12 protein-coding genes are annotated in these 14,013 nt (G+C 72.8%); 8 read left to right on the forward strand and 4 right to left on the reverse strand.

Features of this window, described 5'->3' with window-relative positions; genetic code table 11:
* Positions 1 to 20: 20 nt before the first annotated feature.
* Positions 21 to 893: a DUF4184 family protein gene (locus tag PV796_RS28355; protein WP_274916227.1), complete on the reverse strand. Its 873-nt coding sequence runs from the start codon at positions 891 to 893 to the stop codon at positions 21 to 23.
* Between the two features lie 179 nt (positions 894 to 1,072).
* Between PV796_RS28355 and PV796_RS28360 the strand changes: the two genes are divergently transcribed.
* The 3 genes from PV796_RS28360 to PV796_RS28370 all read left to right on the forward strand — a co-directional run bounded on the left by PV796_RS28360 (position 1,073) and on the right by PV796_RS28370 (position 4,231).
* On the forward strand, positions 1,073 to 2,884 hold the full coding sequence (locus tag PV796_RS28360) for a lytic transglycosylase domain-containing protein (RefSeq protein ID WP_274916228.1): 1,812 nt from the start codon (positions 1,073 to 1,075) through the stop codon (positions 2,882 to 2,884).
* 146 nt (positions 2,885 to 3,030) lie between these two features.
* Positions 3,031 to 3,165 (forward strand): SPW_0924 family protein, encoded by a 135-nt coding sequence (locus PV796_RS28365; RefSeq protein WP_274916229.1) that lies wholly within the window; start codon positions 3,031 to 3,033, stop codon positions 3,163 to 3,165.
* 73 nt (positions 3,166 to 3,238) lie between these two features.
* Positions 3,239 to 4,231 carry a DUF3068 domain-containing protein gene (locus tag PV796_RS28370; RefSeq protein WP_274916230.1) on the forward strand — a complete coding sequence of 331 codons (993 nt, stop codon included), beginning with the start codon at positions 3,239 to 3,241 and terminating at the stop codon, positions 4,229 to 4,231.
* Positions 4,232 to 4,408: 177 nt separating this feature from the next.
* Here PV796_RS28370 and hrpB read toward each other — a convergent pair whose 3' ends face one another.
* Together hrpB and PV796_RS28380 are read right to left on the reverse strand one after the other, a co-directional pair.
* Positions 4,409 to 6,994: an ATP-dependent helicase HrpB gene (gene hrpB / locus PV796_RS28375; protein ID WP_274916231.1), complete on the reverse strand. Its 2,586-nt coding sequence runs from the start codon at positions 6,992 to 6,994 to the stop codon at positions 4,409 to 4,411.
* Positions 6,995 to 7,061: 67 nt separating this feature from the next.
* A complete protein-coding gene (locus tag PV796_RS28380; RefSeq protein ID WP_274916232.1) occupies positions 7,062 to 7,883 on the reverse strand; it encodes a class I SAM-dependent methyltransferase in 822 nt (273 codons plus the stop codon).
* 371 nt (positions 7,884 to 8,254) lie between these two features.
* On the opposite strand from PV796_RS28380, the gene rpsA reads away from it, so the two are divergent.
* The 5 genes from rpsA (at position 8,255) to PV796_RS28405 (ending at position 13,259) form a co-directional block, all read left to right on the forward strand.
* Positions 8,255 to 9,766 carry a 30S ribosomal protein S1 gene (rpsA, locus tag PV796_RS28385; RefSeq protein WP_274916233.1) on the forward strand — a complete coding sequence of 504 codons (1,512 nt, stop codon included), beginning with the start codon at positions 8,255 to 8,257 and terminating at the stop codon, positions 9,764 to 9,766.
* A gap of 412 nt (positions 9,767 to 10,178) precedes the next feature.
* Positions 10,179 to 11,132 carry a proteasome assembly chaperone family protein gene (locus tag PV796_RS28390; RefSeq protein WP_274916234.1) on the forward strand — a complete coding sequence of 318 codons (954 nt, stop codon included), beginning with the start codon at positions 10,179 to 10,181 and terminating at the stop codon, positions 11,130 to 11,132.
* 309 nt (positions 11,133 to 11,441) lie between these two features.
* Positions 11,442 to 12,032 carry a dephospho-CoA kinase gene (gene coaE, locus PV796_RS28395; protein ID WP_274916235.1) on the forward strand — a complete coding sequence of 197 codons (591 nt, stop codon included), beginning with the start codon at positions 11,442 to 11,444 and terminating at the stop codon, positions 12,030 to 12,032.
* A 23-nt stretch (positions 12,033 to 12,055) separates the two neighbouring features.
* Positions 12,056 to 12,502 (forward strand): cupin domain-containing protein, encoded by a 447-nt coding sequence (locus tag PV796_RS28400; protein WP_274916236.1) that lies wholly within the window; start codon positions 12,056 to 12,058, stop codon positions 12,500 to 12,502.
* Positions 12,503 to 12,848: 346 nt separating this feature from the next.
* On the forward strand, positions 12,849 to 13,259 hold the full coding sequence (locus PV796_RS28405) for a tetratricopeptide repeat protein (RefSeq protein WP_274916237.1): 411 nt from the start codon (positions 12,849 to 12,851) through the stop codon (positions 13,257 to 13,259).
* Positions 13,260 to 13,370: 111 nt separating this feature from the next.
* On the opposite strand, the gene PV796_RS28410 is transcribed toward PV796_RS28405, so the two are convergent.
* Positions 13,371 to 13,685, reverse strand: coding sequence for a DUF6343 family protein (locus PV796_RS28410; RefSeq protein WP_274916239.1), 315 nt, complete (start codon positions 13,683 to 13,685; stop codon positions 13,371 to 13,373).
* Positions 13,686 to 14,013: the final 328 nt, after the last annotated feature.

A 14,013-nucleotide genomic window follows, 5' to 3' on the forward strand; every position in this document is an offset into this window, starting at 1 on the left:
TCCGTGCGCACCCGGGCCGCTCAGGCTGTTCCGGTCTCGGCGTGGACGTCCGCCGCGGCCGGAGTGTGCCACGTCCGGTGGCGGCCCAGGAGCCGGGTCCCCGCCGCGCTGACCAGCAGCCCGGGTACGAGCCCGGCGCCCGCCCCGAAGAGCAGGTCCGGCAGATAGTCGAACCATCCCACGCCGGCCCCGTAGACGGCGTGGGCCCGCAGCGTGCGGTAGCCGGCGCCGAGCAGCACGCCCAGGGCGATCGGGGCGGCGAGCAACAGCCGCGCCCGGATGGGCAGTTCGGGAGCGGTGGCCTCGGTGCTGGCGGTCCCGGCCGCGGGGCCCTTCCGTAGTGCGGCGTGGAGGAACCCTCCGAGTGCCAGCAGTGCCAGCGCGGAGGTGGCGTACTGGAGGTACATGGCCAACGGCCGGTCGCCCAGCACCGTGTTGAGTACGGGAAGCAGATGGCTGCCCCAGCGCCCGGGGTGGGTGAAGGCGTCCCAGACCACGTGGGTCACCGCGCCGAGCACCGCCGAGGCGTAGAACCAGCCCGCCAGCGCGGCCCGTTCGCGGGTGGTGCGCTCTCGCCGGGGCCGACCGCGGGCGAGAGCCCCGACCCGTTCCCGCCCGGCCGGCGGCAGCAGCGCCAGCAGCGGCTCGCGCACCCACCGCCAGCCGGCGACTAGGACCGCGGTGAGCAGCGCGTCCACGGTCAGCACGCCGGGCAGCGAGTGGGTGACCGTCCCGAAGGCCATGCCGCCCGGGATCACGGTGTCCGCGTAGTACGTCACGTCCGGGGCGAACGAGCCGGCGACCAGCGCGGAGGCGATCAGGGGCCCGCGGGCGGTGCCGGTGCGGCGGATGAGCGGGAGCACGGCAGCGGCATGGCTCAGTGTGAACGGCATCTTTCCCTCCTTGATCGATTCGGATCATTATGTGGCCGTGGGGGTGGTGGCTGTGCGGCCCGAGTTGTCGTAGTCTCGCCGGAGTTGAGGTACGGGGAGCGCGGTACGACGACGCGCGTGGGAAGCCGGGCACCGGCAACAGGTACGCACGCGGTTGGTCGACGGAGGGGACACCAGGTATGGCAGCCACATTCCGGCGGCGACTCCAAAGAGGAGTGGCCTCCACGGCCGTGGCAGCGGCGGCGCTGGCCGCGCTGACCGCCTCGCAGGCGCCCGGTGCCGCGGACCGCCCGACGGCCCACGCGGTGCGCCCCCCGGTGCCGCCCGCCAACACTCCCATCGACGGCGGCTCGCCCTACTACACCGATCTGCCGCCGCTCAACAGCCCCGTCCCACCGAACGGTTCCGGCCACCACGACGGTCCCGAGCGTGGCGTGCACGGCTCCTCCCAGGCGGGCATTCCGGCCACCGTGCTGGCCGCCTACAAGAAGGCCGAGGCCCAACTGGGCGTCTCCCAACCGGGCTGCCACCTGCCCTGGCAACTGCTCGCCGGGATCGGCGAGGTGGAGTCCGGCCACGCCCGCGGCGGCGCGGTGGACGCCGAGGGCACCACCCTCCGGCCGATCCTCGGCCCGGTGCTCGACGGCAACGGCTTCGCCCTGATACCCGACACCGACGGCGGCCGCTACGACGGCGACCCCGTCCACGACCGGGCCGTCGGCCCGATGCAGTTCATCCCCTCGACCTGGGCGAACTGGGGCGCCGACGGCAACGGCGACGGCATCAAGGACCCCAACAACGTCTACGACGCCACCCTCGCCGCCGGCCGTTACCTCTGCGCCGACGGCCGCGACCTGTCCGACCAGACCGACCTGGACCGGGCCGTCCTCGGCTACAACGACTCCACCGCATACCTGCGGACGGTGCTGTCCTGGTACGCGTTCTACCGGAAGGGCACGTTCGAGGTACCGGACGGCAAGGGCGCGCTCCCCGTACGGCGCGGCGGCGGTACCACCGCCACCGGTGACGGGACCGGGAAGGCGAGCCACGGTGGCGACGCCAAGGGCACGCACCCGGGGAAGTCCGGCGGACCGGCCGGCCGGCAGAAGCCCAACACCCCGTCGCTGCCCGGTGGTTCGTCCGGCAACGGCGACAGCTCCGGGCCCTCGCACGACGGCGGCGCCCCGGCCCCCACGCCGTCCCCGAAGCCCACCCCGACCCCCACGCCCACCCCGAAGCCGCCGCCCGCCAAGCCCGCCCCGCTCACCGCCCTCGAACCGGCCGGCGACCAGGGCGGCAAGGACCTCACGGCCACCGCCGGCACCGACTTCACCACTCCCGTGCGGGTCCGCGCCAAGGACGCCCACGGCAAGCCGGTGGGCGGCGCCGCGATCCGCTTCACCCTCACCGGCACCACCGGGACCCGCTTCCCCGGCGGCGCCACCGAGGTCACCGTCAAAACCGGCAAGGACGGCCTGGCCACCGCCCCGACGCTGCACGCCGGCGACGCCCCGGGCGCGTTCACCGTCCGCGCCACCGCAGTCGGCCGCACGGTGCCGCCCGTCGACGCCAAGGGCACCGTCACGGCCAAGCCCGCCCCGAAGGCCGACGCGCTCGCCCGCACCTCCGACCGGCCGCTGACGGTGGCGGCCGGCGGCGCCTACGCCGACGACGCGGTCCAACTCACGGCGACCTACCGGGGCAAGGCCGCGCCCGGCGTCGCGGTCACCGCCACCATGGTCACCGACGACCCCAAGAAGCCCGTCGAGAACGACCGCGGCCCCTACTTCAAGGACCCCAAGGCCACCGGCGCCGCCCAGGACAAGCCGGTCCGCACCCTCACCGGCCTCACCACCGACGCCGACGGCCTGCTCACCCTCCCGAAGATCTACACCGACGGCCACCCGGGCACCTTCCGGCTCCAGTTGACCACCGCCGACGGCGCCGCGTTGACCGTCACCCTCACCGTGACGGCGCCCGCCGCCCCCTGACCGCCGGGCCCCGCCCGTACCGCCACCGCCGTCCCGCCCGTACGCCCGGGCAGGGCGGCGGTGCAACGTGTTCTCATCTTCGCCGCCCGTTGCTACCGTGCCCCCGCCCTGACGCTGCATCAGTCCAGTTCTCCGGGAGGACGGCCATGCGCGCCCTGACAGCAGCCGCGATCGGCCTGGCCGCCGCGCTCGCCCTGGTCTTCACGATCACCGCGATCGGTGCCCCCGAAGGCCACACCTCCCCCAAGCCGCTGCTGACCACCGTGCCCGCACGCCCCTGAAGGGAGCGTCGCCACCGCCATGCGCCGAACTCCGCCCCGTACCGGGACGCACCCGTCGCGGCCGCAGAGGGGGATGCGCCGCACCGCGAGCCTCGTCCTGCTCGGGCTCGCCGCCTTCTTCACCGCCCTCTCCCCCCTGATGCGGTGGTACGCCTTCCCCCGCCTCGCCAAGATCCCGCCCAGCCAGTACCAGGCCATGGTCCTGGAGGCCAGGCCCGCCACCCTCCTCGACTACGGCACCATGAAGGCCCGGCAGGTCCCCAAGGTCACCATCGTGCAGACCCTCAAGGGCAACGTCGACGAGGCCCACCGCGTCGAACGGGCCGTCGGCCGCGATGTCGTCGTCTGGGACGCGCTGTCCTATGTGGCCGGCCCCGACGGCAAGATGGTCTCCGAGATCCCCGAGCGCTACGTCTTCGACGCCCACTCCCAGGAACCCGTGCACGCCGCGGGCGAGATGGTCGACGGCGACCCCGTGCGCCGCTCGGGCATCGAGTACAAGTGGCCGTTCCTCACCGAGAAGCGCGACTACGCCTACTTCGACCCGCAGACCCGCACCTCCGCCCCCATCCACTACAAGGGGACCCGCACCTTCCACGGCCTGGAGGTCTACTACTTCGAGCAGACCATCCCCTGGACCAGGGTCCCGCTGCCCAAGAAGATGCCGGTCAAGGGCATCACCCCCCAGGCCGTCGAGAAGATGGGCACCACCCGCTGGTACTCCACCACGCGGATGTTCTGGGTCGACCCGGTCACCGGCGCCCCCGTCAACGGCGAGGAGATCCACAAGGAGGAGCTGCGCGGCGGCCAGCTCCTGCCCGGCGGCGGCAAGGTCACCGCCTTCGCCGGCCATGTGAAGATGCGCGCCGACTACGTCGACTCCACCGTCGCCCTGGTCTCCGCGCAGCGCACCCTCGTCCTGCTGCTCACCGGCTATCTGCCCTGGGGCTTCCTGGCCCTGGGCGCCGCCCTTCTCGCCGCCAGCCTGCTCCTCGAAGCCCGCGCGCGGCGGCCCCGCACGGGCCCGGCGGCGTCGGGCGGGGGCGTTGTCAGTGGCGGTCCGTAACGTGGAGACATGACGCTGACGAACTTCCCCATGACGCCGACGAGTCGACTGACGATCCGACCGACGAGCCTCCGCACGGCCTTCTCCGCACGGGAGTTGACGCGCCCCGCCGTCCCGGAGGGAGCCCGCCCACGGGCCCGTGCGCCCCGCGGCGGGCCCGCTCCGCCGGGCGGGGTCTCACCCCCGCCGCAGCCGCGCCGTGGTGTGCCGGGTCGGCTCGGCCGTCGAAGGGTCCTCCGGCCAGGGGTGCTTGGGGTAGCGGCCGCGCAGCTCCGCCCGCACGGCCCGGTAGCCGTCCCGCCAGAAGGAGGCCAGATCCGCGGTGACCGCGGCCGGTCGCCCCGCCGGCGACAGCAGGTGCACCAGCACCGGCACCCGCCCGCCCGCCACCCGCGGCGACTCCCGCAGCCCGAACAACTCCTGCAGTTTCACGGCCAGTACGGGCTGCTCGCCGCCGTAGTCCACGCGCACCCGGGAGCCACTGGGCACCTCGATCCGCTCCGGTGCCAGCTCCTCGAAGCGCACCGCCTCGCCGGTCGCCCACGGCAGCAGCCGGGTCAGCGCCTGCCCCGCGTCGATCCGCGCCAGATCGGCCCGCCGCCGGGCCCGCCCCAACTCCGGCCCCAGCCAGTCCTCGACGCGCTCCAGCAGTGCCGCGTCCGACACCTCCGGCCACGGCGCCCCCAACTCCCGGTGCAGAAAGGCCATCCGCTCCCGCACCGTGGCCGCCCCCGGCGTCCACCGCAGCACTCCGAGCCCCTCCCGCCGCAGCCCGTCGACGACCGCGTCCCGCAGCAGCCCGGGATCCGGCGCGGACAGCGGCCGGGCCGTCAGCTCGATCGCGCCCAGCCGGCTCACCCGCCGGGCCACCACCTCCCCGTCCGCCCAGCGCACCTCCTCCCCGGAGGAGTACAGCGCCCCGGCCGCGGCGCGGGCGGTCGCCTCGTCGATCACGGCCGCGAGCCGGATCCGGGCGGACGCCGCCGCGAGGGGCCGGTCCGCCACCGCGACCGCCAGCCAGGCCGCGTCCCGCAGCCGCGACCCGTCGCCGGCCCGGCCCCCGAAGGCCGCCCCGGCCAGCTCGGCGCCGGTCCCGGACGCCATCAGATAGCTGCCGGCGCCGCGCGCCCTGGCCACCCGCTCCGGGAAGGCCAGCGCCGCGATCAGCCCGGCCACCGCGTCCTCCGACACCGCACCGGCCGCCGGCCGTTCGGCGGGCTCCCGCTTCGGCTCCCCGGCCGCCGCCGCGAGCCGCCGCGCCTCCTGCCGCCACCGCCCGGCGTACGCGTCGCCGCCCCGCCGCGCGGTGCGCCACGCCGCCGCAAGATCGTCCCCGTAGGACCGCGGGGGCTCCTCGCTCAACAGCGCCACCACCTCCGCGGCGCGCCGCGCCCCGACCTCCGGCGCACCGTCCAACAGGGCGCGGGCCAGCCGCGGATGAAGCCCGAGCCGCGCCATCCGTACGCCCCGCTCGGTGGCCCGCCCGGCCTCGTCCACCGCGCCGATCGCCGTCAGCACCTCGCGGGCCGCGGCCAGCGCACCGGCCGGTGGGGCGTCGAGCAGCGCCAGCCCGCTCGCGGACGGATCGCCCCAACAGGCCGCCTGCAGGGCGAACGCGGTCAGATCCGCGACCCTGATCTCCGGGTCGGGGAAGCGCGGCAGTCGCCCGTCCTCCCCTTCCGCCCAGCAGCGGTAGGCCACCCCGGGCCCCTGCCGGCCGGCCCGCCCGGCCCGCTGCCGCGCCGCCGCCCGCGAGGCCCGCACGGTCGTCAGCGCGCTCAGCCCGCGCGCATGGTCCATCCGCGGCACCCGCGCCAGCCCGCCGTCCACCACGACCCGCACCCCCGGCACGGTCAGGCTGGACTCCGCCACCGCCGTCGCCAGCACCACCCGCTGCCGGCCGTCCCCGCCGGCCAGCACCGCGTCCTGCACCTCGGCCGGTGCCCGCCCGTGCACCTGCAACACCTCGGCGTCCACGCCGTCCAACTGCCCCGCGACCCGGGCGATTTCCCCGACCCCGGGCAGGAAGCACAGCACGTCGCCGTCCCGTTCACCAAGGGCCCGGCGCACCACGGCGGCGACGTGCGCCAGCAGTGCCGGGTCCACCCGCATCCCGTGCGCCGGCGCGACCGGCCGCTCCGGCGGCGCCCACACGGTCTCCACGGGGTGCGAGACCCCCTCCGCCGTCACCACCGGAGCCGGCTCGTCGGCGCCGCCCAACAGCCGCGCCCAGCCCTCCGCGTCCGTCGTCGCCGAGGCCGCCAGCAGTTGCAACTCCGGCCGCAGCGCCGCCCGTACGTCCAACAGGAAGGCCGCGCAGGTATCCGCGTCCAGGTGCCGCTCGTGGCACTCGTCCAGCACCACGACGTCCACCCCGGCCAGCTCCGGATCGCGCTGCAACCGCTGCAACAGCACCCCGGTGGTCACCACCTCCACCGCGGTACGGGGCCCGGCCCGCCGCTCCCCGCGCACCGTGAAGCCGACGCTGTCGCCCACCCGCTCGCCCAGCAGCCAAGCCATTCGCCGGGCCGCCGCCCGGGCCGCGATCCGCCGCGGCTCGGCGACCAACACCCGCCGCCGCGGCCCCGCGCCGACCAGCCCGGCGAGCTCCAGCGGCACCAGGGTCGTCTTGCCGGTGCCCGGCGGCGCGCACAGCACCGCGGCGCCGGCGGTGTCCAGGGCACTCCGCAGCGCGGGCAGCGCGCTGCGGACGGGCAGTTCGGCGAGGGCGGCACCGGCGGCCGGGGAAGGGGTGAGGCTCACCGCTCCAGTCTGCCGCCCGGACACCACGCGCCGGCCGCCCGCCCCGGAGCGATCGACTCCCGGAGCGCTACGCCCCGTCCACCTCGCACACGAAGATCGCCGTCCCCGGGATCAGATGCCCCCGCAGCGGCGACCAGCCGCCCCACTCCTGGGCGTTCCATTCCGGCCATTCCGGTTCGACGAGATCCACCAGCCGGAAACCGGCCGCCACCACGTCCCGCACCCGGTCGCCCACCGTCCGGTGGTGCTCCACATACACCGCGCGCCCGTTCTCGTCCTGCTCGACGTACGGCGTGCGGTCGAAGTAGGAGGCCGCCACCGACAGGCCCTCCGGCCCCGGCTCGTCGGGGAACGCCCAGCGGATCGGGTGCGTCACCGAGAAGACGAACCGCCCGCCAGGCCGCAGCACCCGCCGGACCTCGCGCAGCACCCGTACCGGATCGGCGACGAACGGCAGCGCCCCGTAGGCGGAACAGGCCAGGTCGAAACTGTCGTCACGGAACGGCAGCGCGCCCGCGTCCGCCTCCACCAACCCGACCGCGTCGCCGGCGTCGTCGTTGATCCGCAGCGCGTGCTGGAGCTGCCGGTGGGAGAGGTCCAGCGCCACCGGCAGCGCCCCCTGGGCCGCCAGCCAACGGGAGCACTGGGCCGCACCGGCCCCGATCTCCAGGACACGCCGCCCCTTCAGCTCCGCGGCCGGCCCCAGCAGCGCGGCGTCCGCCTCGTCGAGCCCCTCCGGACCCCAGACGAACCGGTCGTCCCCGAGAAAGGAGCCGTGCTCCTGCTGGTAGTCGTCCGCATTGCGGTCCCACCAGCCGCGGTTGGCCCGGCTGCTCTCGGTGTCCGAGGCGTCACGTCGGGTCGCCTCCGGCTCGTGGTCTTGGTTCATCGCGCCCGTCGTCGTAGTCTTCGCACTGCTTGTCGCAGCGGGGGACTGCGAGGCCCTACGACCTCGCGGAACATCGCGTGTGCCGGGTATGGAGCGTTCTGCCCCGGGTGTGCGCCTTTCGCGCATTGACCCTGTCCGGCTGCCCCCGTATGCTACAAGTTGCGCTGCGGGCCTGCGTGCCTCGGACGGAGTAGGCCGCGCTCGCATCTGTATGAATGTCCCCTCGGTTTTGAGGCGTTTCGGGTAGCTCCGGTTTGCGGGGCCTCCGGAGGATGCGCCTTAGACGCTGTCCGGTCTGATGCAGAGGCGATACGGGCTCTCGGCGTAGCAGTACCTACGACTTCAATGTCCGTACCGGAGCCCTTTCCCACATGACGAGCAGCACCGAGACCACCGCCACCACCCCGCAGGTTGCGGTCAACGACATCGGTAACGAGGAAGCATTCCTCGCCGCGATCGACGAGACGATCAAGTACTTCAACGACGGCGACATCGTCGACGGCGTCATCGTGAAGGTCGACCGGGACGAGGTCCTGCTCGACATCGGTTACAAGACCGAAGGCGTCATCCCGAGCCGTGAGCTCTCGATCAAGCACGACGTCGACCCCAACGAGGTCGTTGCGGTCGGCGACGAGATCGAGGCGCTTGTTCTCCAGAAGGAGGACAAGGAAGGCCGCCTGATCCTCTCGAAGAAGCGCGCCCAGTACGAGCGTGCCTGGGGCACCATCGAGAAGATCAAGGAAGAGGACGGGATCGTCACCGGTACCGTCATCGAGGTCGTCAAGGGTGGTCTCATCCTCGACATCGGCCTCCGCGGCTTCCTTCCGGCCTCCCTGGTCGAGATGCGTCGTGTCCGCGACCTCCAGCCCTACGTGGGCAAGGAGCTTGAGGCCAAGATCATCGAGCTGGACAAGAACCGCAACAACGTGGTCCTGTCCCGCCGCGCCTGGCTGGAGCAGACCCAGAGCGAGGTCCGTCAGACCTTCCTCACCACCCTCCAGAAGGGCCAGGTGCGCTCCGGCGTCGTCTCCTCCATCGTCAACTTCGGTGCCTTCGTGGACCTGGGCGGCGTCGACGGTCTCGTCCACGTCTCCGAGCTGTCCTGGAAGCACATCGACCACCCCTCCGAGGTCGTCGAGGTCGGCCAGGAGGTCACGGTCGAGGTCCTGGACGTCGACATGGACCGCGAGCGCGTCTCCCTGTCGCTCAAGGCGACCCAGGAAGACCCGTGGCAGCAGTTCGCCCGCACCCACCAGATCGGCCAGGTCGTGCCCGGCAAGGTCACGAAGCTGGTGCCGTTCGGTGCGTTCGTCCGCGTCGACGAGGGCATCGAGGGTCTGGTCCACATCTCCGAGCTGGCCGAGCGCCACGTGGAGATCCCGGAGCAGGTCGTCCAGGTCAACGACGAGATCTTCGTCAAGGTCATCGACATCGACCTGGAGCGCCGCCGCATCAGCCTCTCGCTGAAGCAGGCCAACGAGTCCTTCGGCGCCGACCCGTCGGCGGTCGAGTTCGACCCGACCCTGTACGGCATGGCCGCGTCCTACGACGACCAGGGCAACTACATCTACCCCGAGGGCTTCGACCCCGAGACCAACGACTGGCTTGAGGGCTACGAGACGCAGCGCGAGGCCTGGGAGAACCAGTACGCCGAGGCGCAGCAGCGCTTCGAGCAGCACCAGGCCCAGGTCATCAAGTCCCGCGAGGCCGACGAGCAGGCTGCGGCCGAGGGCGCTGCGGCTCCGGCGGCCAGCGGCCAGGGCGGCGGCGGCAACGTCTCCGGTGGCTCGTACTCCTCGGAGTCGGCGGACAACTCCGGCGCCCTGGCGTCGGACGAGGCCCTCGCCGCGCTCCGCGAGAAGCTGGCCGGCGGCCAGAGCTGAACGGTTCCACCGTCAGCGCTAGCCGGTTGAGGTAGCTGAAGACGCAAGGCCCGCTCCCTTCGGGGGGCGGGCCTTCGTCGTGTGTGTGTGGGTCTTGCTGAGAATTGCTGAGCGTGCTGGGACCGGGCCGGGAGGGGGCGAGACCGTGCGGTGCCGTGGCTCCGGCCCGGGTGGTGAGTGGTGGCCTGCTGAGTGAGGGGGGCTGGTTGCCGGTCTTGTCGTCCTTGTGTGCATGGTCATGGTGGTGCCGGCGGGGGCGATGAGGGGGGCGGTGGGCGTTCAACTTCCGTGCCAGATGTGGACCTTGCCCGGGAGGCGACGCGGTTCATTGATGCGCAGGGGGTGTTGGGGCGGGAATGCCGGGGCCCTTCCGAGACGTTCTTGCTTACGGACACGAGGAGGAGCGGTCACTGTGTTGGATCCCCAGGGTTTGTACGAATGGGAGCCGAGTGGGCTCGCGGCGGTCGAGGCGTTCACGGCCAGGGACTCCGCCGGCCTGGTGCTGCTCTACCACTTCGACGGCTACATCGACGCCGGTGAGACCGGTGACCAGATCGTGGAGCGGTTGCTCGACGGCCTGTCGCACCGCGTGGTGGCCCGTTTCGACCACGACCGACTGGTGGACTACCGAGCGCGCCGCCCGCTGCTCACCTTCGAACGCCACCGCTGGACCGCTTACGAGGCCCCGAGCATCGAACTCCACCTGGTCGAGGACGCCACCGGGGCACCCTTCCTGCTGCTGTCCGGGCCCGAACCGGACGTGGAGTGGGAGCGGTTCGCCGCGGCGGTTCGGCAGATGGTGGAGCGGCTCGGCGTCCGGCTGGCGGTCAACTTCCACGGCATCCCGATGGGCGTCCCGCACACCCGCCCCGTGGGCCTCACCCCGCACGGCAACCGCACGGACCTGATTCCGGGGCACGGTAGCTTCTTCGACGAGGCCCAGGTGCCTGGTAGCGCCGAGGCCCTGGTCGAGTTCCGGCTCGCCGAGGCGGGGCACGACGTGCTGGGCGTCGCGGCGCACGTGCCGCACTACATCGCCCGGTCCGCGTACCCGGACGCCGCGCTCACTGCCTTGGAGGCGGTCACCGCCGCCACCGGCCTGGTGCTGCCGAACGCCGCGCATGCGCTGCGCACGGAGGCGCTGCGGACGCAGGAGGAGATCGAACGGCAGATCTCCGAGGGCGATGAGGAGTTGATCGCCCTGGTGAGCGGCCTTGAGCACCAGTACGACGCGGTGGCCGGGGCGGAATCCCGGGGCAACCTCGTCGCCGAACCGCTTGAACTCCCGTCGGCCGACGAGATCGGCCGGGAATTCGAGCGCTTCCTGGCGGAGCGTGAGGCGGAGGGCGGCGGAGGTGCGCTCTGAGGTTGACCAGCGGGTCAGCGGCCAGCGGCTGAGTGCGTAGCGGGGCAGGACCTCATGGATCGTCGGCTCGACTTCGCTTGTGCGTGGCGGAGTTGAGCCGTGTGGGGCTGCTCCGGCTGGTGGGGGCTCTATGACGGGTTGGCATCACGTGCGTGAGAGCTCTGCCCGGTGAGTGGCGGGTGGTGGCTGGTGGGCGGCTGGTGCGGACGTCCCTTCGTTGGTGCGGTTGCCGGGCGTTGAGGACCGGTGGGGTGCGGGATGCCGTCGCCCGGGCGTCCTGTCGCGGGGCGGGGCGTATAGCGTGGGGCCATGGTGAAGGTGGGGCTGACCGGCGGGATCGGTGCCGGCAAGAGTGAGGTCTCGCGGTTGCTGGCGTCGTACGGCGCGGTGATCGTGGACGCGGACAAGATCGCCCGCGAGGTCGTCGAGCCCGGGACGCCCGGACTCGCCGCGGTGGTCGAGGAGTTCGGGGCGGATGTCCTCGCGCCGGACGGCACCCTGGACCGGCCGAAGCTGGGCGCGCTGGTCTTCGCCGACCAGGAGAAGCTCAAGGCGCTCAACGCGATCGTGCACCCCTTGGTGGGCGCGCGGTCGGCCGAACTCGAAGCGGCGGCGGGGCCGGACGCCGTGGTGATCCACGATGTGCCGCTCCTGACGGAGAACGGCCTGGCGCCGCTCTACGACCTGGTGGTGGTCGTCGACGCGACGCCGCAGACCCAACTGGACCGGCTGGTGCGGCTGCGCGGGATGGCGGGGGGCGAGGCCACGCAGCGGATGGCGGCACAGGCCACCCGCGAGGAACGGCTCGCCATCGCCGACCTGGTGATTGACAACGACGGCCCGCTGGAGGCGTTGGAACCCCAGGTCCGCGCGGTGTGGGAGCGGCTGCGCGGGGCCTGAGCCCGGGCGGTAGCCTCACCGCCATGACAACCACCGATCTTGACCCCAAGTCCCCTGTCCCGGGCCCCGGTTCCACCACCGGGGCCTCCGGCTTGGCCGCTGGCTCCGGTGACGTCGCTCCCGCGTCGTTCGTCGTCAACGTCCCCGGCCTTGCCGACGCCGAACTGGAACCGGAGCCCCTCGATCCCGAACAGGTCGTTTCCGGCGATCCGGTGGTGACCGGCAAGGTGCTCTGGGAGTCCCCGGACGGCTGCCAGATCCGCGGCATCTGGCAGATCACCCCGGGCGTGGTGACGGACACCGAGGCGAACGAGCTGTTCGTGGTTGTCAGCGGACGCGCCACCATCGAGGTCGAGGGCGGCCCGGTCCTGGAGGTGGGACCGGGGGACGCCTGCGTCCTGCGCGAGGGCGACCGGACGCGATGGACCGTGCACGAGACGTTGCGCAAGGCGTACCACATCAGCCTCTAGCGGGGCGGTGGGCACATCGGCGTCGGGGTCGGGTCGGCGTCGGTGTGAGGTGCTGGCGTTGGTGTGGGACACCGCCATCCACGAGGCCCGTTGCCAACGAGTCCCGTTCCAACGGACCCCGCTGGCCGCGGCCCTCGGCGTCGACGGGTGCCGCCGTCGACGGGTCCCGGGCTCCGGTAGGGAGCGACCGCCGGGTCGGGAATGCGGCAACGCATCCGGGTGTTGACGACCTCGTTGCCGCACCGCACAGGGCGGTTGCACCACACTGAGCGGTTGTGCACCGCACATCGCCGTACGGAGTAGGCCGGTTACGGCCTGCCCCGACGACACCGGAAGGAGTCGGCCCGTGCCCGAGCGCAGCCCCGAGACACACGTCATCGACTACCGTGCCGCGGAGCAACTGCTGGACGCCCGTGACCCGCGCGGCGCGATCCGGCTGTTGGATTCAGTGATCAGCGCACACCCGGAGAACACCGCCGCGCGGCTGCTGCGTGCCCGTGCCTTCTTCCTCTCCGCCCAACTCCGCCCCGCGGAGCTGGAGTTCCAGATCGTGTTGGAACGCGAACCGGACAATGCCTTCGCTCACTTCGCACTGGGTCGCACCCTGGAGCGTGCCAGCCGCCCCGACGAGGCGTTGCGGCACTTCCGTCTGGCAGCGGCACTCGAACCGCGCCGGGAATTCATCGAAGCCGCCCGCTTCGCCCCGGACCGCGGCAACGGTGGCCGTGCGACTGGACCGGAGGACGGCGCCCCGTAGGTGGGCCCACCTCCAGCGCCTCGTAGCTGTCGCCGGTGTGCCACCTGGCCTGTCGGCCGGCAACGGCTGCATTCGCGATCTGCTGCTACGGCCTGGCATCAGGACCCGTGGTTACGGTCTGGAGTCGCGTCGCCGACCGGTGGTGTCACGTATCTCGCTGCGGCCGTGGTCCGGTGCATAGGGCGGTATGTCCCTGCCGGGCTGGTAGTGCGGTCCCTGATGGATGTGCCGGATCACCAAGGCCAGGTCGGTGGCGGCCAGCGCGGCCAGTGCGGCGCAGGCCGCCGCCCACTGCGGCCGGCCGGCCATCACGAAGGCCACGGCGCCGGCGATGGCCCACAGCAGCCCCCACAGGGCCAGCCCCAATCGCATCCTCAGCGGGCTGCGCGCGTGTAGCGGCTCATCTCCCGAGCGCATCACACTCATCTCCTACCTCCAGCATCCTCCTGCTCGATTCGTCCGTCACGTGTCGGGTTTCTCCTTTCTGCGTGATCGTCGTTGCCTGTGCGCATCTCCCGGCTCCTCCGGGTTCTTGGCTCCTGCCCTCCCCAGAGGCTTGCCCTCGGTTCGGTGTGCTCGTCTCCTGGATTCGTCGCGTCGTCGCGTCGTCGCGTTCTCGGGGTCTCGGGGTCTCGGGGTCTCGGGGTCTGGGTCTCGCGTTCTCGTGCGGGGTGTTCCGTCCTGTACCGGCCGGGTGGCGCGCTGTGGGAATGGGTGGGTTTTGGAGATTGGGGCTGGGGCTCGGCCCTCGGTG

The sequence above is a fragment of the Streptomyces sp. WZ-12 genome (genome assembly GCF_028898845.1).
In the GTDB taxonomy this organism is placed as follows: domain Bacteria; phylum Actinomycetota; class Actinomycetes; order Streptomycetales; family Streptomycetaceae; genus Streptomyces.

Coding starts and splice junctions, on each gene's coding strand:
- PV796_RS28410 (WP_274916239.1), bottom strand. CDS start 13,685: ATGAGTGTGATGCGCTCGGGAGATGAGCCGCTACACGCGCGCAGCCCG.
- rpsA (WP_274916233.1), top strand. CDS start 8,255: ATGACGAGCAGCACCGAGACCACCGCCACCACCCCGCAGGTTGCGGTC.
- PV796_RS28360 (WP_274916228.1), top strand. CDS start 1,073: ATGGCAGCCACATTCCGGCGGCGACTCCAAAGAGGAGTGGCCTCCACG.
- PV796_RS28380 (WP_274916232.1), bottom strand. CDS start 7,883: ATGAACCAAGACCACGAGCCGGAGGCGACCCGACGTGACGCCTCGGAC.
- PV796_RS28365 (WP_274916229.1), top strand. CDS start 3,031: ATGCGCGCCCTGACAGCAGCCGCGATCGGCCTGGCCGCCGCGCTCGCC.
- PV796_RS28355 (WP_274916227.1), bottom strand. CDS start 893: ATGCCGTTCACACTGAGCCATGCCGCTGCCGTGCTCCCGCTCATCCGC.
- PV796_RS28370 (WP_274916230.1), top strand. CDS start 3,239: ATGCGCCGCACCGCGAGCCTCGTCCTGCTCGGGCTCGCCGCCTTCTTC.
- PV796_RS28400 (WP_274916236.1), top strand. CDS start 12,056: ATGACAACCACCGATCTTGACCCCAAGTCCCCTGTCCCGGGCCCCGGT.
- coaE (WP_274916235.1), top strand. CDS start 11,442: ATGGTGAAGGTGGGGCTGACCGGCGGGATCGGTGCCGGCAAGAGTGAG.